The organism is Vibrio sp. 10N.247.311.47 (assembly GCF_041467535.1).
GTDB lineage: Bacteria > Pseudomonadota > Gammaproteobacteria > Enterobacterales > Vibrionaceae > Vibrio > Vibrio crassostreae_C.
Genome location: NZ_JBFSUR010000004.1, coordinates 1 through 21,225, shown reverse-complemented (window position 1 = coordinate 21,225; position 21,225 = coordinate 1). Strand labels below are relative to the sequence as shown.

Sequence of the window (21,225 nt, the reverse complement as noted above, 5' to 3'; positions counted from 1 at the left end):
CCTCCTATCAACCTTTAAATGCCCACAATTTTTTTTACTTCTTCTAAAGTATAATTCGGTTTCAGATAAGGTTTCAAGCTACTAACGTTACTATGATAAGTTCTAGTGCTGCCATCATTATCTTTCATCAACAAGTCGACTTGGATCTTTTTACCGAATTTTTCCTTCAACGCCTCTATAACTGACTGAGAACCAAAGAATTGTTCTACGAAGTGTTCAGGGAGAATTTTTCTACCTTCAACTTTTTCTCTCGCGTTAACAAATTCCCATGCCAGTTCAGGACGTTGATAAACAAATATTATCAGTACATCTCTGTCTTTGTCTAAAGATCTTTGAATGTTTTTTTCCGCTACATGGTAGCTTGATAACGTTCCGTCTAATAAGAAACTCTGACCATTCTTAAAGATATAGTCCATTGAACGTTCAACAAGAATAACAACTGCACGCTGAAATAAGTATGAATTCGAACCATCGTAATCTTCAAATTCAATGCGCAAGTCATCAGGATCTAGGCGAAGAACTTGCACATGACCATCAGAGATGGAAGCAACTAATTCTTTAGATGACTCTGTTTTCCCTGCCCCTGGAGAACCACTCATAAAGACAGATACAGGAGCCTCTTCTGGAAGGTAGACTGCTTTATCAGTAAGCCTTCGGCAAATCTTAGTCCTGTTTTTCTTGGCAAAGATGACTGCCCTGTCCCTGATTGTAAGTTCTTCGTCATTAAGATCCAAAATGACCATCTCATAATTATTATGTTTCGCACATTATACACAATAATTAACGCCTAAAGGCATAACTTGCTCTACCACAAGTGCGTTTCAATACATCTAAAAATTCATGTGAAATATAAGCAAAGCTAGGAACCAACCATGAGCTAAATTTGGCTAACTTAGGGGCGACAAACATATAGAAGAGCAAAAAATCTAAGAAAGTGCCACTGGTAAAAATTCGACCTGAGAAGCTTTTGGACATCTTTGTGTTAGGGAATTTGCTAAATTAGAGCAGTGTGGATAACTTTTGGTATCGAAAAACACACTATCGTGTCTATGCAATTCTAACCAAGCCTGATGATACATGAGGTTCGTCTGCGTCCTAAATAAATTCAATACAAAATTATTCTCAGATAATTAATGCACAAACATGCTCACTGTATATATCAACAGAAGGCATTTCCTACGGCCTAGGGTTAGCAGACGCTAACAAGAAAGATCCCTCTTTGGAATTATCGTTCATTTTATCCTTTGCAAGCTATTGAAAAATACCGCCCATACCCATATCTTGTGTTTAGTTGCTATTTAAGTGTCAATATATGGAATGGATACTATAAGTGCAGATGGCATTTATAAAGCACTCCAGTAACATCAGATTAAAGGAAAAGAAATGAGCGATAACCTCCTTCCCTCAAATGCAGTCCGAGTCTTGAGCCTCAATGGCGGGGGCGTCCGAGGCCTTTTTACTATTAGCGTGTTAGCTGAATTAGAGCGAATCCTTGAAGATTCTTCAAACGAGAAGACGATTAAGATTGGTGACTACTTTGATCTGATTACAGGTACATCCATAGGAGGACTTCTCGCTTTAGGGTTGGCCGAGGGGAAATCTGCACGAGAGCTAAAAAACGTTTTTTATAGTAAAAGCGATAAGATATTTCCTCAGCATAAATGGTTCAATAATCTACTAAAAACAATCAAGAAAGCGTTTGGTGCCACTTATAAAACTGGGCCACTGAAAGAAGCCATTATTGAAATGATTGGGGAAAGCACAACATTTAACGATCTTGATAGGCGTGTAATGATCCCTACTGTCAACTTATCAACGGGGCGTCCTCAGTTTTTTAAGACACCACATAACCCAGATTTCACTCGTGATGGGCCTTTGAAGTTGGTGGATGCTGCTCTAGCCACGTCTGCTGCACCTACTTATTTCGAACCATATTTTTGCGAAGATCTTAAAGCGTACTTTGTTGATGGGGGGTTAGTTGCTAACAATCCTAGCTTTGTAGGGTTGCATGAGGTTTTTGGTGATATGAAAAGTGATTTTCCAGATGCTTCATACTCAGATATCCATGTTCTGAATGTTGGGACTATGGGTGAAGAATATGCACTTAGTCCGAAGCTATTGAGAGCAAAAAAGGGTTACCTAGGGATGTGGGGGTTAGGAGAGCGATTAGTTCTTACTACTATGACCGCTAATCAGATTTTACATCAGTTTATGCTATCAAGAGAGTTGAGTGTGCACGGTGCCATTGGCAATTATATTAGCTTAGATAGCCGAGTCCCAAATGAAGCAGCAGGAGATATTACACTTGATAACTCTAGTATTGAAGCGCTAGACAATTTGGCTTCTAGAGGCAAGCAGTTGGCAAATGAAGAGTTTGCAAAAGATAAACGGCTAGAATTGATTTTTTCTAAACCAGCTGAAACATTTAAATCTAAAGCGAGGGCTGATACCTCAAACGAAAAAGGAACATTAGCATGAATTGGAATCTACACCATTACTACACTAATCGAACAGACGGTTTAATGGGTAAACTTCTTCTCAATAAAGAAGAAGATGAAAAGCTTTTGTATCTTCGTAATACTGTCCGGAAGCGCATTACAAGTGTCTTTGAGGAAGTTGGGGCTATAGCCAAAGAGCAGGCTGCGTTTAGCCAAAATAGTGACTATCTGTACACTCGTCTACTAAAGACAAATCTTCAATATCTTACCCAACAAAAAATCATTGAAGCAAGCAGTTTGTTGAGCCAAATGGACAGAGATACCTTAAAGGAGCTTTCAATCTTAAAGCCTAGATTTTGGACTCAGGGAAGCTTCAAATACAAAACTTTAAACCGCCCTTTTCACCTAGGCCAAGAAATGGACATTGATGATGGAACCTATCTTCCAATGACTTTCTTTGAGTCTGAACCAAAGATTGGTCACCAACTCTTAACTCTTCTGGTTGATGCTTCCCTTAAATCACTCGTTGAAGAAAATATTGGCTGGGAGTTCGATAGCAAACGAACTTGTGCTCGTATAAAAATCCCTCAAGAGCGAACACACATTGATGTGCCAATGTATGCAATCCCAAAAGAACAGTTCTTGCAAAAAGAAACAGCCATGCTCAAGGCGTTAAATAATCGTACTATGTATGAGTCAGCGGGGATGGAAGCATATGGCTTTATACAAGATTCAGCTGATGACCTAGAGTATGAAAAGTTAGACTCTGAAAATGTAAACCTTGCTCTTAGAGATGGAGAACCTGGTAGTCCTAAGTGGATGAATAGTGACCCGAAGATTGTTGAAGATTGGTTTGAAGGCGAGTGCCGCCGTATAGGCAAACATTTGCGAAAAATATGCAGGTATATGAAAGCTTGGCGTGATGCACAATGGCAAGTTGGTGGTCCATCGTCCATCAGTTTGATGGCTGCAACGGTTGAAGTTTTGCAGCAACACTCTGTTGAGGCTCAAGATATGGGAGAGACAATGAAGGTTGTTGCTGACAACTTATACCAAGAGTTTCTTAAAGGGGTTGAAAGTCCAGATGACACTGATGAAAGACCATTGTTTCCGCCAGAAAGTCAGCATACCAATAGAGAGCGAGATATTGTTGGTAAGTTGAGGTTATTACCTGAACAACTACGAGAAGCAGAAAGAGCTGAATCAAAAAGTGATGCTCTATCTAAATTGTCTTTAGTTTTCGGAGAGCGAGTTTTTGACAGAGAGCTTATTAAGCATAAGGCTGCCGCTCCTGCATATAGTCAGGAACCAACTAAAGCAAACTCTTCTACACAAATCAGTTCTTCAATGGTGAGTGGATAAACATCGTGAGTATTACTCATCAGGCTCTACTTAAGCTTGGTTATAGTTACAGACCTATAAACCGTTTAAGAAAAGAATCCTTTTTACAGAAACACTCCATTTTAGGTGGGGTTTATATAAAAAGATACGATACAAAGTATGGTGCGTTTGAAGTTGCAATGATACAAGCGAGTGACCCGCATATTGAGCTTCCAACTGTCTTTGTAATTGAGATGCCGCTAGCTCTCCAAGGGCGGCTAATCCCTCATATATCTCATGAAGGCTACCTGTGTTACGTCGAACAAATGGAAGCTGACTGGAATCCGAATAACTTAGTTGAACTATATAAAACTGTAGATCTTCAGATAAAGACAACACTAGATATTGCAGTAAATGCTATGAACAATGAAGTCAAGGGAGACGAGGAGCTTGATAATGAATTTGTATCTTACTGGTCTTCTACTGCCGAATTATATTCACTCAGCGAACTTCGAAGACACTCCAGCTACACATCCGTGTTAGCAAGAGCGACAGGTAAAGAAAAGCTACGGTCAAGTGAGTATATTACCGTAGAGGTTGATAAAAAAGAGCATGACTTACAGAGCAATCAGTACTTACAAAGCTGGCTAAATCAAAGAGGCTTAGAGTTGGTTCGTCCTGAGAGCCCTTCGATAAAAACTCATTATGTCTGGGTTCGTCCAAGTCGGTTATCCGGTGTAGAGTGGCCGCCTCAAGATCTTAAAGAGGTGCTATCTTGGCTTGAACTAGTTGATTTCAGCGCAAGAGATCATCTTGTTCGATGCCTATCTAACTCAAAAGCAAAAAGAAATATTGTAGTGCTTGATATTGAGAAGCAAGATCCGGTTTCCCTTTATCTAGAGATAGATGTCAATAGTATTGAGTGCCAGTTTAGTTCGCGGAAAACCCGAAGAAAGAGGAAGCAAACGTCTTTCAAAAATCTGATCGGAATTATGTCTAGAAAAGGTTTTTGCTCCAAGCTCGCTCGGTTATCAATTACTAAAGCGGATAAATCCGCCATATTAAGCCGTAATCAACAGAGGGAGTTTGAGTTAAGCTCAAAAAGCATTGCTCTAATTGGGTGCGGTACAATAGGGGGATATTTAGCAGAGTTGCTCGTTCGAAACGGAGCTGGCTTAGATGCGAAATGCTTACATCTCTACGATAGAGATACTCTAAAGCCTCATAACTTTTCTCGGCATACACTTTCTGTATCAGACTTTGGGAGCAATAAAGCCTCAGCTTTGGCTAAAAAGCTTAAGAACTCAACACACTTAGCTAAAAATATTTCTGGATTTGATAATAATTTTCCTATCAATGAAGGAACGCTTAGTAAGTACGATATTGTTATTGATGCAACTGGTCGTCCCCCTATATCAAAGAGGCTAGCATTTGTTGTTCGTCAGATATCAGTCAAACGGCCTACTATCGTTCATGTGTTCAATGATGGTAATGGTAGAGCAGCTAAGGTTTTAGTTGATGACAGTCTGAGTTGCTATGGGTGTATGACGGTTGATAAGAGCATCCATCAAGACCATATCGACATGCGCTTTAAAGACCTAGACCTGTCTAAAGAAAAAAAAGTCAGCTGTGGAAATACTTATACAGTTTATGACGCTGGAGTAAGCCAGATTTCTGCAGCTATGGCGTTGGAGGCCGTACTAAATACTCTTAATGCAAGCACGCCTTGGACTTACAGTGAGTTTATCTTAGACCCTCGCCATCGTACCGGAAAGAGAAAGGTACTGCAGCCTCAAATGCAATGCGTGGTATGCAATGAAGTTTGAGAGAGAGCTTACGTATCAAGATAGCAATGGACACCTCGTCATAATTACTGAACATGTTTTAGCCGTTCTAGAAAAATATAGACAAACTGAAATGCAAGATACTGAAGCAGCAGGTGTGCTACTTGGTGAAGAAAGAGGCCAGCATATAGTTATTACTGATCTGTCTAAGCCCGGATTTGGTGATCTTAGACAGAGAAACCTAGTGGATAGGCGAGGTAAACACCATCAACAGAAAGTAGATAATTGTTTCCAGTTGTCTGGGGGAACGGTTAATTATATCGGAGAGTGGCATACTCACCCCGAGGACTTCCCTCAACCATCGCAACAAGATAAGTCATCATGGTCAGCACACCTCAAAGGCGGAGCAACTAAGATAGTTCTCATTGTCGGGATAAAAGATTTTTGGATCGGAAAGATGAAAGGGACTAGATTATCAAAACTTTCCTCTCGCAGGTAATCGAATTAGTTTTGTTTATAGATCTTAGAAGGTACTGAAACTTGGATTGGGGCATTTTCGAGCTATAAAATGCCACGGGTAAAAATTCAATCTGAGAAGTTTTTGGACAAAAGCGTGCCAGTACCCCATCTAAATTAGCAATACATGAATAACTAAAAGTATGGAAAATAACTTAAGTTTGTATCCATTATTGACTGATACGAATCATTTTCAGACATTCAAGTCGGTTATACAGCAACAGCACAAAAGAACTCAAAACACTTCTATCAAAAAGTCTATAAATCATAGAGGTAGAACTTGAGTTCATAACCATTGCCACTTGGCCATTGTTCCTTAACTAGTTTCCAACGATGTTTACCATTAGCCATAGATAAAGGCAGTTTAGAGTGATCTTTAACTGCTTCTGCAATTTCTGTCGGTAGTTCCAGTCCAGTGCTTTTTAGTGACAGAGTTTTTGCCGAAGAAACTAGTTTATCAAATGACCTTTTAGTGTTGTTAGGAGCATTCATATTCAGCACTAACCAAGCCTGACCTTTCTGGTAATAGTATGCGATGTTGTTAGGCGCTCCAGATGAGCCAACAATATTTGCGTCAATATTTAAATAATCGGAGCTACAAGATTTATACTCTTTGTTCCAAGCCCTTGTGCTTAATTTATCGTCAGACAAAAAGTCACATTCTTCTGGTCGAGAATCTGAGCCAGAGCCAGAAAATATACCGACCAAAAATAACACCCCTAACACCGACCAAACCACATTTTTCTTCGATTTTCTTTTTAACAGAAGTACTGTTGAGATCGGGTTGTTGCCAAGTTTCACGAAACTATCATAGATAGCCAAGTAAGTTTTTTCTTTCATAGTAGCAACGAAAGATTGAGTAGAACCTAACTCAAAAGTTACGTAATACTTCTTTCCTATTACCTCATTCTTTTGAAGCTTAACAACGTCTTGTATAGGTATTTCTTGTACGTTGTAAGTCCCTGTAGTGAGTTTATTATCTTCGAAAGTCCAAAGGCCTAGCTCTATGTCACCCTTTTCAACTGTTATCGTTTTCATTTGCTCGAATAAATCCTTTTTGCCGAGGTGTTGAATTGCCACCAAATCCATAGACACTTTGTGGCATAAGAAAAAATAGGTCAAATAACCTCATATAGAAATGAGAAACGGAACAGATCTAGCTTAGAATAGGGCAATTTTTTGTAAGCCATGAACCCCGCTGAGAAGTCTCTGGACAGAAACAATTTAGGGGTATTGCACAAAACCGTTTCTGTCAGATTAGAAAAAGTATCTTTAAACCTTAAATGCTAGTTAGGCATTTTTTACCCAGTCATGCAGAATTTTAAATGAGTCGTTCTTTGCTGCTAGTTCATTTAAATCTAGCTGTTCGACCTGTTTCGATAAAAATTCTCGCATATTGTCACCACGGCGCACCCTACGTAAGTCCTCACGTTTTACGCCAAGCCAAGATTCAATAGCTGGATCAGGTATTGCGTACTCCCAATTTGATAACTCGACACCACGTTTTAGCATATCTCTTGTACCAGAAAAGTCGTCATCTGAATCTGTGACAATAAGCACAGGTGAGCTTGTGCCAATATTTACTGTCGCATTTGCAACTCTAGGAATTGTCATTTTACCCATAGCTACAACTATATTGACCTTTTTAGCTAATCCATTTTCTCGCAAGATTCTGGTAGCTAATAGCGAAATAATTTCACGGTCGGTGGAACCTTCACAGATAACAACCAAATCTGATTGACCTTCAAAGTTTGCATCTTGTCTAACTAAACTCGATGACATATTGTCATAAGTAAATGCCTCAATGATTATTTGTCCATCTTTGGTAGCTTGCTCGTAGTTGGTCGAGTGGTACACCACCCCCTGTTCCGCTGCAATTCGTAACTTAGACTTAAGAACATTTTTGAATGTGCTGTTGCCAATCAACGCAGCATCAATATCCTCTTTACCAAACAATATAACATTGAGAGATTTACCTAAAGTGAGAGCATCAACGGCGTCTTTCGAGTAGCCAGACATTGAAATGAAGACTCCAATTGTCCCCAGCAGCTTACCATCGACTTTACCTTTGAACTGATAGATCGATGAGGCAGGAAGCTCATTTGAATGCCACTTTGCTTCAAGCAAGAAGACGCTACCATCAAGGAAAAATGATCCGTCAATCTGTTCCCCATCGGCTTTATAACTAGAACGTGGGTCCATTCCCTCACTATTTAAGCAATTTTTGAGAATTTCTTCAAAAGCATACCCTCGTTGTCTAAACCAAGTTGAAGATGCTCCCTCTGGTGGTTCAAGCCACTTTTTGTATTCTTCTTTATAATTCATTTCACCAAGTCTTATTTATTTCATCTTAATGCCTAATGCTACTCAGACGTATAAAAGTATCTCTTTATTCAGTGTGAGCAAAACCAAGTCAGTCATGATAGACGAAACCGAGTGCTCCAATGGAATCTCTCACCACACCCATGTCAGAATCAGAGAGTAGGTCATGATCCAAGGCCAGTATCAATCTCTTCTTTGCCCGCGTAAGAGCTACATAAACCTTCTTCCACTCTTTGTTAAAATAATTAGCTCTACTGAGGTTATTTTTAGTTAGATATTTCAGTAGGTTAGGACTAATAATAACAACACAAGTATCGGCATCCAGCCCTTTAACCGAGTCAATGCTTTGTACTCTAAACTGAACGTTGTCTTCTGTACATTTAGCGCATAGTTCATATAGCTGAGCAAAGTGATAATTCTCTAGTGTCAACGAATGTCTAGCTTTTAGCTTGTTTACTGCTCTTTTAGCATTATCTTTAGCTACATCATCCATAAAGTCAGCAAAAGCTGCTTTCACAAACAATGTCTTGTCTTTCTTGTGGTTAGACTCACGAATCATCTCCTCGATCTCTCGGGGGAAAGAATATCGATGCTTAGATGATGTTGAATACCGACCAGTTTTTTTGTCGATACAAACTATTTGTTTAGTGTCTATGTAGCTATTGAGTAGATCGTCGTACTTAGCGTCGGTTGACTCTATATACATTAACTCACCGACAACCTCCGATAGCGACTCTTGTTGCTGATCTTCATAGCAAAAACCGTTAGAGATGGCTAGTATCTCGGTAGGTACACGTCTAGTATGGTTGTTGATCTCAAGTATGGTTGCATATTCTTGTGCTGTTACTTTCTCAATAAAACTATCGAGTGCTTTGGGGTACTTGATTGCTTGTTTCGGGTCTCCGATCATGTATACGTCAATACCGTTACTGCCGAGTACCTCGAATATTCGCAGTGCGTCACCATCTAGGTCTTGAACTTCATCAATGAATATTTTATCAAAACAGTTTTCAAGAATAGCCAAGAGTCGTTGAACCTTGGCTTTCTTAGATCTGTTGCTGTGTTTGCTTACGGTCTCATCAACAATTTGTTTAGCGATGTTATAGACGTTCTCTGCGTGAATGACATTTCGCTCTCTTAAGTGTTTGAATAAACGAGCTTTATATTTAGGATTCCCAACAGACATAATTGATGCATCGTTATATACATCACCGAGTGTAAATGATGAAAACGGATAGATAATTTCATTCAGCAAGAAGCTATGTACTGTTTGTATACAGAGATTTGGCGGGATAAAGCCATGCTGTTTGATAACCTCTTGCTCGATCTTTGCTGTTGCTGTGTTTGTGTACGTTAGTGCAAACGTCTTCTTGTGACTGGTACAGGCTTTGATGTGCTTTATCAAAGCTTCTGCTAAGCCATAAGTTTTTCCAGCTCCAGCCCCAGCAATTTGCACTTCAATCATGATACTGCCTCAATGACTTGTGCAATATGAGGTGGTAGCTCAATATCAATTGGGTCTTCTTCACGGACCATTGCATCACACACATCTAGCATTCTAGCTGCTTTACCCTTGATCATGTGATCTGATACTTCTTTAATATCTTCCGTCATACCGAACAAACCATTTAGTAAAGACAAGTTGTCGTCTGTTTCTACTAAATCAATTTCTAGAGTGTAGTTGGTGGTTGTTCTTACAGTGATGTTGGTATGAGCTGCGTCATAAGCATCATGTTTTGCTTTCGTTGCATCTGAATTGTCATAGTCACGGATAACACCGATTTTCTTATTAAGATTATCTTTGTTTAATGCTAGCCAAATATTTAAGAAGTTGGTGTAACCGCGTTGCCCAATAGCTATGAGTTCTAGGTCTTGTAGACCAGCTTTTTTAGACAGATATGTACTAATTAGCATTTCTTCGGTCGTACCTTCGACCAGAATCACTTTGTTTGCGAACAACAGCTTCAGTATGTCGAAGTTAGGTCGTTTTCTTAGATAATCAACTAATTTAGGTGAAGCGTCTGATAGGCTAATAGCTTTATCTCCAGTAAATGCTAATACATTAGAGATTTGTAGCTTGTTGATGATCGTAGGGTTATGAGTCGAGATTATGGTTTGTACCAGCGAGCCGCTGTTATTTGAACTTTTCTCGACGAAGTCTCTTACTAAACGCAGATTGTTAACGCTTAAGTGCGCTTCAGGCTCTTCAATACAACATAGGTTGAATGTATCGCCGCACGACTTGTAGTAAGCAAACAGAATGAATATGTAAATAAGGTTTCTTTGTCCCAAGCCTTTTTGGTACAGAAACTCGTCGCCATATTTGAGCGTGATGTTCGATAAAATATTCTTCAAGTTAGGCAGATTAGGAGTGCATTCTAGTTTTTTGATAATGTCATCGTAGTTATCAAAGTCTGGGTTAGTACTAATGACTTTGTCGAATGTCTCTGTGTCTTCGATTGCGGTAAAGAACTCAGAGTAAGCAGTATTGATCTGACTTTTGCCATCATCATCGAGTGTGTTCATAAGCAGCTTTGTGAAGATGCTGTTAGATTTCATTGAACTGCTTTCTGAGAAATCATCTCGCTCAGCGTTGATACTATGAATGCTTACGTGTTTGAGGTCGCTAAAGGCGATAGTTTTTTCGTTGTTTACCGATACGATTTGATAATCATATAGCTCGACGGGTAAGGTAAACCAGTTCACATCGTCGATAGTCTTACCTTCAAGCGACTTTTTTACTACTTCAAGTAAGTCCGCGTCGTCTTTAGGCTTAAAGTCATATCTAATTTTATAAGTTTCGCCATCACCATCAGATACTACCCATTTAGATAACAATGCAGTCTCATAGCTATCTTTGGGATCAGCGAACTCTACAGTCACTGATACTTTTGGAATTTTCAGGAGCTGGTTTGGTGTAGGTTCTTCGCTGATTACTGAAGCAAAGAACTCTATAACTGAGTCCTTGTTGATATCAGAAATGCTTAAACGCTTTTGATTGAAATCTATCTGATTGCCACTTAGGGGTAACGAAAGTGCGGTGAAGAAGTTTGTCTTGCCCGTGTCGTTTTCTCCGATAACAACAGTTAGCTTTTGTAACTGAGCCTCAAAAGATCGAAAGCTGCGGTAGTTATTAATCGTTACCTTTTTGATGTACATAAGAATTATCCTATAAAGCATACAAGCGCATATGCCACTAATGTACTACAAAAGATCGAATTCAAATAAGTGTTTTACCGTCATAATTACAGCATCTATGATTAGCCTCACATGCCCTCGAACATTAGAAAAACATATCGAAAGACTATAGGTGTGATTTAAGTATTCAACTCACAATGGGGCAAAAGTGTGTTGCCGTGCTCGGCTCTAGCATTGTGATCACCAAGCGATTCTGTCGAACCTTAACCTTGGCACTCGTAATACACCTCCTTTGCAGCCTGTCACCTTATTTCTGATTTCATTCTACCGACCAAAAGCGCCGCACTCAGTGTGGGCGCTTTTTTTTTGTTTTCCTTCACAAGGAGTTTTTCTATGTCTACAACTCGTGGTGGTCAAATCACTTTTCACAACATCCGTATGTGGTGGCAAGTGAACGTGACCACAATCAAGTACCTCAATATCTTCGCGGCCTTGCTAGGGCTCCTCACCACCTACTTCATCACCTCGACTAACACATTCACGGGTGCCTACTACTACAGTCTATTTCAGCTTTTCAACAAGTTAGGTTTTAGCTTAGAGCGCAACGTGGTGGTCGAATGGGAAGAGCAACGCTACAGCAGCACCCTTGGCCAACAACTGCAAAACCCCATCTTGTCACAGTGCTACCAAGAATTGCTGCAAGCCCTGTTTGTTGGCCTACTGGTCTATGTGGCCGCTTCCACCGTGCTGTTTGTGATGATTAACCACTGGTTTAAGAGAAAAGGGCAGAAGCAGAGCGAAGATAATCACATTCGAGGCTTTCAATTGGCTGAGCCTAAAGCCGTCACCGCAGAGCTAAAAAAGAAGAAAAAACTCTCCCCTTTTGCGCTCGATGGTCACAAGCTTTTTGTTGATGGATTTGAAGTCAAACACCTGATGATTGACGGCACTACGGGGGCAGGTAAATCCGTTGCAATTCGCAAGCTCTTACGTTGGATACGGGCGCGAGGCGATAAAGCCATCATCTACGACAAAGGCTGCGATTTTGTCAGTAAGTTCTATGACCCGCATAAAGACGTGATTTTGAATCCCTTCGATGAGCGTTGCGCTGCATGGGATATTTGGAGTGATGCCAAAGAAGCCCCGGACTTTGAATCGCTCGCGGCCGCGCTTATTCCGCAACACGGCGAAGGCGACCCGTTTTGGGTGGATTCCGCACGAACCATTTTCGCAGCAACCACCTATCAAATGATGATCGATGACAAACACAAATGTACCATTGAAAATTTGCTGCACATTATCTTAACATCTGAGCTTTCAACGTTAGGTGAACACTTAAAAGACACCGAAGCCAGCTCCCTAGTCTCGAAAAGTATTGAGAAGACGGCTATCTCCATCAAATCGGTTCTGGCGACTTACATTAAATCCTTACGTTACTTACATGGTTTGGATGAAAAAGACGCCCAAGGCCACCGTAAACGGGCGCCATTTTCGATCACTGATTGGGTACAAGACGAATCACAACAAGGGTTTCTGTTCCTATCCAGTAATGCAAGACAACACACCGCCCTCAGACCACTGATCTCGATGTGGCTTGCGATTGCCTCCAACGCCATTCTAGGAATGGAGCCCGATGACGACCGCCGAATTTGGGTGATCATCGATGAAATGCCTACGTTACATAAACTGCCTGAGCTCACGCACATTATTTCTGAAGTGCGTAAATTTGGGGGGTGTTATTTACTGGGGTTGCAATCTTACGCTCAATTAGAAACCACTTATGGGCGTAACGCGGCCAGAGTCATTTTTGATTTGCTCAACACGCGCTTTTTCTTCCGTGCCCCTTCAAAAGCGATGGCCGCCATTTCCTCGGAGGACCTTGGTGATCAAGAAATCGATATCTCACGAGAAAATATCTCTTACGGTGCGAACGCACTGCGTGACGGTGTCTCACTCGGCCATCAAAACAAAACGCGCCCGGTGGTTTCTCCAGCGGAAATCCAAGGTTTGGATGATTTAGAGTGTTACTTGCGAACGCCTAACTCCATGCTCATCACGAAACTGCAACTGAAATACGATCGCATGAGCAATCTCCAACCCTCCTTCATCAAACGCAGCATACTCGGAGGGAAAGCAATGGAGAGTATCGATCAAGCCTTAATTTTTCATGAATTAATTGCTTTGCATGAACTCGATGAAACCCAAAGAAACCGATTACTTGCCATCCAGCAAAGTACCTATGAAAACGAAGAAGAGCAGCAGCAAACCAGAGCCCGTCAAAAACAAACTCTTGCCAAAGCCTCGAAAAAGAAAAACCCGACCAATAACGCAACCCAAAACCAACAGCTCGCAGAAGACACACAAAATGCACTTCAGCGAGAAACCGAAGAGGCATCCATAACACAAATAGAACAGGGCGAGATGTACGATTAACCACACGAAATACAACATCAATGCTCACTGAGAGCAAAAACAATTTAGCCCTCCCCTGTAACAAGCCCGGCCCCCTCCATTCGCATCAACACCGTCGCTAACCCATTCGCACGGAATCCAAATCACCGGCATTTCGCTGACGTGGCAGCTTTGCTGCGCCCCAACAAAAGGAGAACACCTTATGATGTCTATTAGCCCTCTTAAATCCGCCTCTGGCGCCGCCAAGTATTACTTGAACGAAGAAAACACACCAAATACCTTTGATACGTCACTCGAGAAAGACAGTAACGACAACTACTACCTCAAAGAAAGCAGTACCAATGAAAACACTTTTTGGCACGGTCAGTTAGCCAAAGAAGCAGGTCTAATCGGTAAACCGGTTAACCAAAAAACGTTAGAGTCCGTTTTATCTGGACACCTAGGCAATGAAACCATCAAAGGTAAACGGGGCGACCATAAATGTGGTTTTGACCTGACTTTTTCAGCACCAAAAAGATTAAGCACGCTCGCACTCGTTGGCGGGGATACTCGCCTTATTGATGCACATAATGACGCGGTCAAATTTGCTCTATCTCAATTAGAGACAGACGCAGCACAAGCCGTCTCGATTAACAAAGAAGGGGAGCGTGAGTTTAACAATACCGAAAACATGGCCTTTGCGGTCGTCCGCCACAAAACCAGTCGTGAAAACGATCCACAACTCCATTCCCATGCCTTGACGGCAAACATGACCCGCGACAAAGAAGGGCAACTGCGTACACTCGCCTCTTCTCTCAAACAAAAAGGCGGCGTCATCAATGGGACAGGCGAGCGCATTTACAACTTCCAAAAATACTACGGTATTTTGTACCAGAGCCAATTGGCTAAAGAAGTTATAGAGTTAGGCTATACAACGCGAGCCCTCGGCAATGGTCAATTTGATGTTGAAGGCGTTCCTCAAGTATTAATCGACACCTTCTCCACTCGCTCACAACAAATAGAACAACAAACCTTAGACTTAGGCTTTGAATCCCGCGCGGCAAAAGACGTAGCCAACCTTGATACGCGCAAGTCCAAAACCTACGAAAGTGAGGCAACGCTCAATGCTCATTGGCAACAAACGGTGCGCAACGCAGGCCATAAGCCCGAAGAACTGGTTAAAAACGCCCTGGGGATCACTCCACAAGAACAGAACCCTGAAGAAATCGCTAAAGACGCGTTTGGTCGCGCCGTTGAACACTTAGGGCAATACAACACAGCATTAAAACTGGAAAAGATTATAGAATTAGCCGCGGCCGAGTTTACCAAAGGCGGCGTACAAGCCAATGCGATTGACCTTAAAATGGTCGCTGACCAATGGGTGAAAAACGGTGCTCTCATCCCTCTTTCAGAAAAAGGTCAATACACCACTCAAGCCATGCTGAAAACCGAACAAGCGTTAATGGCGGCCAGCAAAGGGCGTACGCGCCATATGCGCACGCCAGTCAATGACGCTACGTTAGATAAATTAAACCTCACTCAAGGCAACCGCCAAAAGGTGGCGGACATTTACCAGTCCACCAAGCAGTTTCATGTGGTTAATGTGTTTGGCAACAGTGAGCAAATCGCGCAAAACCTCTTGAACGTCGGCAACCATGTCGGTAAACGTGTCCACTTAGTGTCACAAAACGCCAAAGACAAACACCGTCATAGCCAAACCATCCAACGTGAAAGTCATACGGTCGCCACCTGGATAAAACACCGATTTCAAGAAGAGCAGCGCCACTCTGTCCATAGTTTGTTGCACTCAGACGTCCCTATGACCAACAAAGACATCCTTCTTGTCGACAGCGCCCACAAAATGAGCGCCAATGAGTTGATGGCTTTAAACGCAAAAGCTAAGGGATCGGGTAGCAAAGTCATCTTGCTGAACAACACGTCCAGTCGCCAAGGTTTTAAATCTTATAACGCGATCGAGCTTTATCGCAGAGGCAACGTCGTCTCGCACTCTTGGGTAGACAGCAAACAGAAAGACAGTAAGGTTACCTTGCACAACAGCGATACACGCACCCTCGCTAGAGCGTATACCCACTTACCAAACAAAGAAGACACACAAGTGCTGGCGACTTCTCACCTTGAACAACGACGATTGACGGACGCGATCCGGTCCTCTCTGCAGAACGAGGGTCAACTTGCCCGCAGCGGTATCACCTTGTTCACTCAGCAGCCTCATTATTTGTCTAAGCCCCAACAGGAGTTAGCGCAACATTACAAGCCAGGTATGACCCTTCGCCATTGGGAAGACGGACAACCTCAAGAGTTAGTGGTTTCAACCTCGGATAAGGCAAACAATCGACTCCATGTCCTGAGCAAAACCGATGGACAAGAATACACCCTCGATCCCGCTTCCGCCGGATTCAAAGCCCTCAACATGCAGATCTTTAAACCTGACTCGCTGCAAGTTAACCAAGGTGAACGCCTCATGACCACAGGTAAGCACTTTCCATCTGAGTTGAACGCCAATGAGCGTTACGTAGTCACGGATATTTCTAAAGAAACCCTAACGTTAACGGACACACAGGGCGAATCGAACACCATCCCCGTTGAAGCCCTGAAAGACGCACCACTACAATACGACTATGTCCATACCGCCAGTCATATCGAACCAAGGGCGCACACCCTCCTTTCAGGCAAAGCCTTTACGCTCTCGAAAGCGCTCTTTCACGAGCTGACCGAGAAAAGCGCGCGCATCGATGTGTTTACCGACAACCCCGATAAAGCCCAGGCCGCGCTTGAGAAAAGCGAAGTGAAGCTTTCTGCCATCGAGCGAGTCATGCAGACTCAAAACGTCAACGACCGCTACCTCTCTGAAACCACCGCCGCCACAGTCAAAAGCGACATCCAGCAAGCCCTCACTCTCTTAAACAAAGAGCACAATTCACCACTGCAAGAGAAAGCGTTGAACTTTGCCCTGGGTCATCTTTCTGAAAAAGAAGCGGCGTTTACACAAAAAGAGTTAGTCGTCGAAGCGATCCGTTACGCTTTTGAAGAGGCCAATCAACCGATAATCAAAGAGCAAATTGAAACAGAGCTCGCCAAACGCAGTGACGTCCTCTCTGCCGAATACAGCGATGGTACACGCTGGACCACCCAAGCGGCACTCGATACCGAAAAACACATTTTACGAAACATTGAGCAAGGGAAAAATCAACACAAGCCGTTTGCCACCCACCAACAAGTCAGAAATTATCTCGATGCACAGCCTCTCCTTACCCAAGGACAAAAGGACGGCATCACCCTTATCTCAACGACCAAAGACAGTTTTGTGGCCGTGCAAGGTTTGGCGGGCACCGGTAAATCCACCCTGCTCGAATCCAACCTTGAATTGATTCAACACGCCACCCAAGCCTGTAACCAGGCACCTTCGCAAGTGATCGGCCTAGCGCCCACTCACGCCGCCGTCAGCGAACTGGAAAGCAAAGGGATACAAGCGCAAACGCTGGAAAGCTTACTGACCGACCTAAGACGTGGCATCACCTTACCAGAGGAGCACAAAAACACGCTGTTCTTCCTCGATGAAAGCTCCATGGTCAGCAACCAACAAGCCAAAGAGCTCACCGACCTTGTATTGAAAAGCGGCTCCAAAGCCACCTTGCTTGGGGATAAAGAGCAGCTGCTTTCTCTTAATGCTGGTAAACCGTTTGAATTGAGCATAAGTCAGGGCCGTATCGATACGGCTTACATGACCGACATCGTTCGTCAGAAGAATGAAATACTGCTTGGCGCCGTACACAACATTGTAGATAAGCAGCCAGACAGCGCCCTCGATAAACTCTCTCAGCAAGGCCCTGATACACTCGGTAGCACGCAACATATCGTCTCAACCCTCGATGAGAATGCGAAAGACCAAAGCAAAGCGCAACTCATCGCCACCGAAAAGCTGCCTTACGCGGTGGCGCAGGACTACCTTGCCCGCACGCCCGAGACACGAGAAAACACGCTGATCATCGCTTACACAAATAATGAGCGTGACCACATCACTGAGCACATTCGTGCCGGACTGATGAAAACACAGGAGATAGGCCAAGAAAACATCATCACCACCCGATTACGCTCTACAGGTGATAGCAAAGAAGAGCTGACCACCATGATGCCTTATCAGAAAGGGCTCATTTTAAGCACCAAGCCAGGAGAGTACGACATCATTACCCACGTTGATTCGGAGCACGGTTTGGTGACTCTTCAAGACGTAAATACAGGTAAGACAAAGCCATTTTTACCACGCAACAAAGACCACAAATACACGTCACTCTTCGTTCAATCAGAAAAGCCACTTTCAACCGGGGATAAAATCATGACCCGATTTACCGACAAAGCGCGAGGCATTAAAGCCAATGTGGAATACACCATCAGTCATGCCACCAAAGAAGAAATCACCGCGCTGTCGAAAGAGGGGCAAGCGTTAAGCCTTAATCCAAACCAACTGAAAGACGGCCATTGGGATTACGCTTACACCAGAACCGCAGATATGGCGCAAGGCGCGACGTATCAGAACGTCATTACCACCCTAAAGGGTAAAGGCGCACTGACGAACTTAAGACGCGCTTACATCGATTTAAGCCGGGCGAGTAGTCATGTGAAACTCTTTACTGACAGCCCAAAACAGATGATGAAGAGCTGGTTATCGAAAGAGGTCAATAAACACAGTGCCATTGAAACCATCGAGAACATAGCACCACACAGTACGCCTTACTTTAATGACAAAGCCCTATCTCATGAAGACGTGCGTTATCACAATAGAAACGGAGATTTTGACTACAACCAATTTAAAGAACACATCAGCCAAACGTTACCGAAATACACCGAAAGCTTAGCCATCAACCTCTTGGGGCAACCGAACCCATCTAAATCAGACCGTGATTATCTCACCTTTGGTATTGGAAAATCGGCAATAAAGGTATCGTTAACGGGGGAATATCGAGGGTATTTTAAAGACTATACCACCGGTAAAAAAGGCTCATTAATCAATTTAATGATGATTCATAAGGAAATATATTATAAGGAGGCAATGCAAGAAGCCCACAACATTCTTAATGATCCTGATAAATACCAACTCACCGCCAACCCCAAACATGACCAATTACTGAATACGACGCCAAAACACATGGCACAATTTGAAGAGAGAGCGAAAGAATATATACAAACCAGCCTGCCACTCACAGGCACATTAGCCGAAACTTACCTCAATAAATTGGGGATTGAACACCCTAAGAATGACCATGTTCATTTTCATCAAGCAGTATATTCCTCAGAGGACAAAACATTTCACCCGGCGATGATAACTAACATTCACGATAAAAAAGGAGAAACAAAAGCGATTGAAGTGACTTATTTAGACGGGCAAGGAAATAAAGATCCGGCACTCGACATCAATCCACGGATATTAGGCACGAAATCCAAACAAATAACGCAATTCCATCAAGGCCGTGATTTGCACACCACCATCATCAGTACCTCAATCGAGAATGCTTTTATTATTAATCAAGCGCATCAAGGCCAATACGACATTATCAATGTCAATCATAAGAATGACATTCAGAATATCTCTACCGATGAACTCAGACAGAACATTGTGATTGTACTGAGTCAAGGCAATACTGATTTAAATCCCAACAACATTGAAAAAATCATGGCTAACTTTTCAGGGAGAAATATTCAGTTTGTTTCGCCTGACAATATGCTTGAGGAAATCAAACAGGGTATTGAACAATACCATCAACAAACGCATCAACAAAAAGAGGAATTCGACACACCCACTCAAGACCATGATTCATTAACCAACAAGCAGGACACTGATATTAATCAACACACAAAAGAAATCAAAGATAAAGAGCTTGAACACTTCGACAGCAAAGAACCCTCCCCTCAAAAAACGTTTGATTTTAATCAGGAGCGTGACAACAACAATGACCAATATAATAAACTAGATAGAGAGTTAGAGCGGTAGAAAAAGGGGTGTCCAATGGACTACCCTTTTTTTTTGCCTGCCAGAAACTCATCGACTTTATTATCGATATCAGATTTCACCTGTTGCCTAAAGGGTTTGGATTCTTTTTGTTCTCGGAATAATTTTTCACCATCAAAGGTTTGTCCATGAACCACATCAGTGATCGCAGATGAACCACGAACGACACGATAAATCTCTTCCATCAACGCACGATTCGATGGACTATCATCCTCACTATCATTGAGTTTAATGCGCAGTGCCAACATCAAAAGTTGCCGCGTGGCCTCGGCATCACTTAACGCTTCCTTATCCCTAAACGTCTTAAAATCTTGCGCTAACTTTCCACGTAATGAGCTTTGTAATGGATAAGAACGTGTCATATTGCCCTCCTCAATCCCAATTAAAAGCATTGTTATTCCAATGAAATTTCAATCAATTAATTTTATAAAACACCCATTGAGCCTTGTCAATAAAGGGCTCAATCAACATTTAATGATTTCCAATTAAAATAACATTGAAAACGCTCTCATCGCTTTACATATAAGGGATCAATCAATATTCATTGAAAATATATATTTATCCATTGAAATTTAAGCGGCTAATTAGTGTAATTTTTGAAAATTTTTCCACGTTACTTTAAACGACTATTATATCTTTAAATTCTTGTTTTTATTGTCTTTATGTTTTTAACAGACAACCATTTGCATTGATTTCAATGCGCCGTGGTGTGTGGATGATTCCCAAGTGGTAACAATGACCTCCAATGAGTCTGCATCTAGTTTGTTTTCTTGGGGTGTGTTTTAGGGACGTCGAGCTCAAAAGCCGAACCGTTGGCGATTGAATCTAGGGTGATTGAGACCATTAGGGAAGGAATGTAAAACGGAAAAAGAAGATCGTGACACAACTAGCGCCGCACCGTTATGGTGCAAGAAAGGTTATTTTAATGGCAACTGATAATAGACTTTTTGAACTTTTTTGATGTATATTCTTCTGGCGTTTTCGGTACGTTTAAGAAATCCTGCATTATAAGCACCTACGCTATTCCAGTTATAACCATGGCTGGCAAAGTTAGAGCTTAATACCCACGCACCTAATGAAACATTAAAACATGGTTCGTAGACATTGGTTTCATTGACATTAAATTCAGTCAGTCGAGGAAACCAACTAGAGTTAATTTGCATGAGTCCAAAGTCACGACTGGTTACTTGACCTTTTTTATTTTTGTTTTCGTTATAAGCATTAGGATCAAGACTGCTTTCAACTTGTGCTATCGATCGCAGCAAATCTGGATCAACATTATAATGTTGTC

General features: G+C 42.1%; 13 protein-coding genes. 6 read left to right on the top strand and 7 right to left on the bottom strand.

What is annotated here, in order from left to right; all coding sequences use genetic code 11:
• Positions 1-14 precede the first annotated feature (14 nt).
• Positions 15-743, bottom strand: coding sequence for a zeta toxin family protein (locus tag AB6E51_RS03815; RefSeq protein WP_102333060.1), 729 nt, complete (start codon positions 741-743; stop codon positions 15-17).
• A 640-nt stretch (positions 744-1,383) separates the two neighbouring features.
• Between AB6E51_RS03815 and AB6E51_RS03810 the strand changes: the two genes are divergently transcribed.
• The 4 genes from AB6E51_RS03810 to AB6E51_RS03795 are packed head-to-tail and all read left to right on the top strand — an operon-like array spanning position 1,384 to position 6,041.
• Positions 1,384-2,478, top strand: a complete 1,095-nt coding sequence (locus AB6E51_RS03810) for a CBASS cGAMP-activated phospholipase (protein ID WP_102333059.1) — start codon at positions 1,384-1,386, stop codon at positions 2,476-2,478.
• Complete coding sequence (locus AB6E51_RS03805) at positions 2,475-3,800, top strand: CBASS cGAMP synthase (protein WP_102333058.1); 1,326 nt, start codon at positions 2,475-2,477, stop codon at positions 3,798-3,800. Before AB6E51_RS03810 ends, AB6E51_RS03805 begins: the two co-directional genes overlap by 4 nt.
• 5 nt (positions 3,801-3,805) lie before the next feature.
• Positions 3,806-5,584 (top strand): ThiF family adenylyltransferase, encoded by a 1,779-nt coding sequence (locus AB6E51_RS03800; RefSeq protein WP_102333057.1) that lies wholly within the window; start codon positions 3,806-3,808, stop codon positions 5,582-5,584.
• Positions 5,574-6,041 carry a Mov34/MPN/PAD-1 family protein gene (locus AB6E51_RS03795; RefSeq protein WP_102333056.1) on the top strand — a complete coding sequence of 156 codons (468 nt, stop codon included), beginning with the start codon at positions 5,574-5,576 and terminating at the stop codon, positions 6,039-6,041. The genes AB6E51_RS03800 and AB6E51_RS03795 overlap by 11 nt, the downstream gene beginning before the upstream one ends.
• 275 nt (positions 6,042-6,316) lie before the next feature.
• Here AB6E51_RS03795 and AB6E51_RS03790 read toward each other — a convergent pair whose 3' ends face one another.
• The 4 genes from AB6E51_RS03790 to AB6E51_RS03775 all read right to left on the bottom strand — a co-directional run bounded on the left by AB6E51_RS03790 (position 6,317) and on the right by AB6E51_RS03775 (position 11,539).
• On the bottom strand, positions 6,317-7,147 hold the full coding sequence (locus tag AB6E51_RS03790; RefSeq protein WP_102333055.1) for a hypothetical protein: 831 nt from the start codon (positions 7,145-7,147) through the stop codon (positions 6,317-6,319).
• A 201-nt stretch (positions 7,148-7,348) separates the two neighbouring features.
• On the bottom strand, positions 7,349-8,383 hold the full coding sequence (locus AB6E51_RS03785) for a restriction endonuclease (protein WP_102333054.1): 1,035 nt from the start codon (positions 8,381-8,383) through the stop codon (positions 7,349-7,351).
• 88 nt (positions 8,384-8,471) lie between these two features.
• A complete protein-coding gene (locus AB6E51_RS03780) occupies positions 8,472-9,845 on the bottom strand; it encodes a UvrD-helicase domain-containing protein (protein ID WP_102333053.1) in 1,374 nt (457 codons plus the stop codon).
• Positions 9,842-11,539 (bottom strand): ATP-dependent endonuclease, encoded by a 1,698-nt coding sequence (locus tag AB6E51_RS03775; protein ID WP_102333052.1) that lies wholly within the window; start codon positions 11,537-11,539, stop codon positions 9,842-9,844. The genes AB6E51_RS03780 and AB6E51_RS03775 overlap by 4 nt, the downstream gene beginning before the upstream one ends.
• A 372-nt stretch (positions 11,540-11,911) precedes the next feature.
• On the opposite strand from AB6E51_RS03775, the gene traD reads away from it, so the two are divergent.
• Complete coding sequence (traD, locus tag AB6E51_RS03770; protein ID WP_102333051.1) at positions 11,912-13,951, top strand: type IV conjugative transfer system coupling protein TraD; 2,040 nt, start codon at positions 11,912-11,914, stop codon at positions 13,949-13,951.
• A 181-nt stretch (positions 13,952-14,132) separates the two neighbouring features.
• Complete coding sequence (traI, locus tag AB6E51_RS03765; RefSeq protein ID WP_102333050.1) at positions 14,133-19,916, top strand: conjugative transfer relaxase/helicase TraI; 5,784 nt, start codon at positions 14,133-14,135, stop codon at positions 19,914-19,916.
• 20 nt (positions 19,917-19,936) lie between these two features.
• On the opposite strand, the gene AB6E51_RS03760 is transcribed toward traI, so the two are convergent.
• Both AB6E51_RS03760 and AB6E51_RS03755 read right to left on the bottom strand, forming a co-directional pair.
• Positions 19,937-20,296: a hypothetical protein gene (locus AB6E51_RS03760; RefSeq protein ID WP_029224421.1), complete on the bottom strand. Its 360-nt coding sequence runs from the start codon at positions 20,294-20,296 to the stop codon at positions 19,937-19,939.
• A gap of 555 nt (positions 20,297-20,851) precedes the next feature.
• On the bottom strand, positions 20,852-21,225 hold a 374-nt coding region (locus AB6E51_RS03755), incomplete at its 5' end, for a lytic transglycosylase domain-containing protein (protein WP_372139823.1).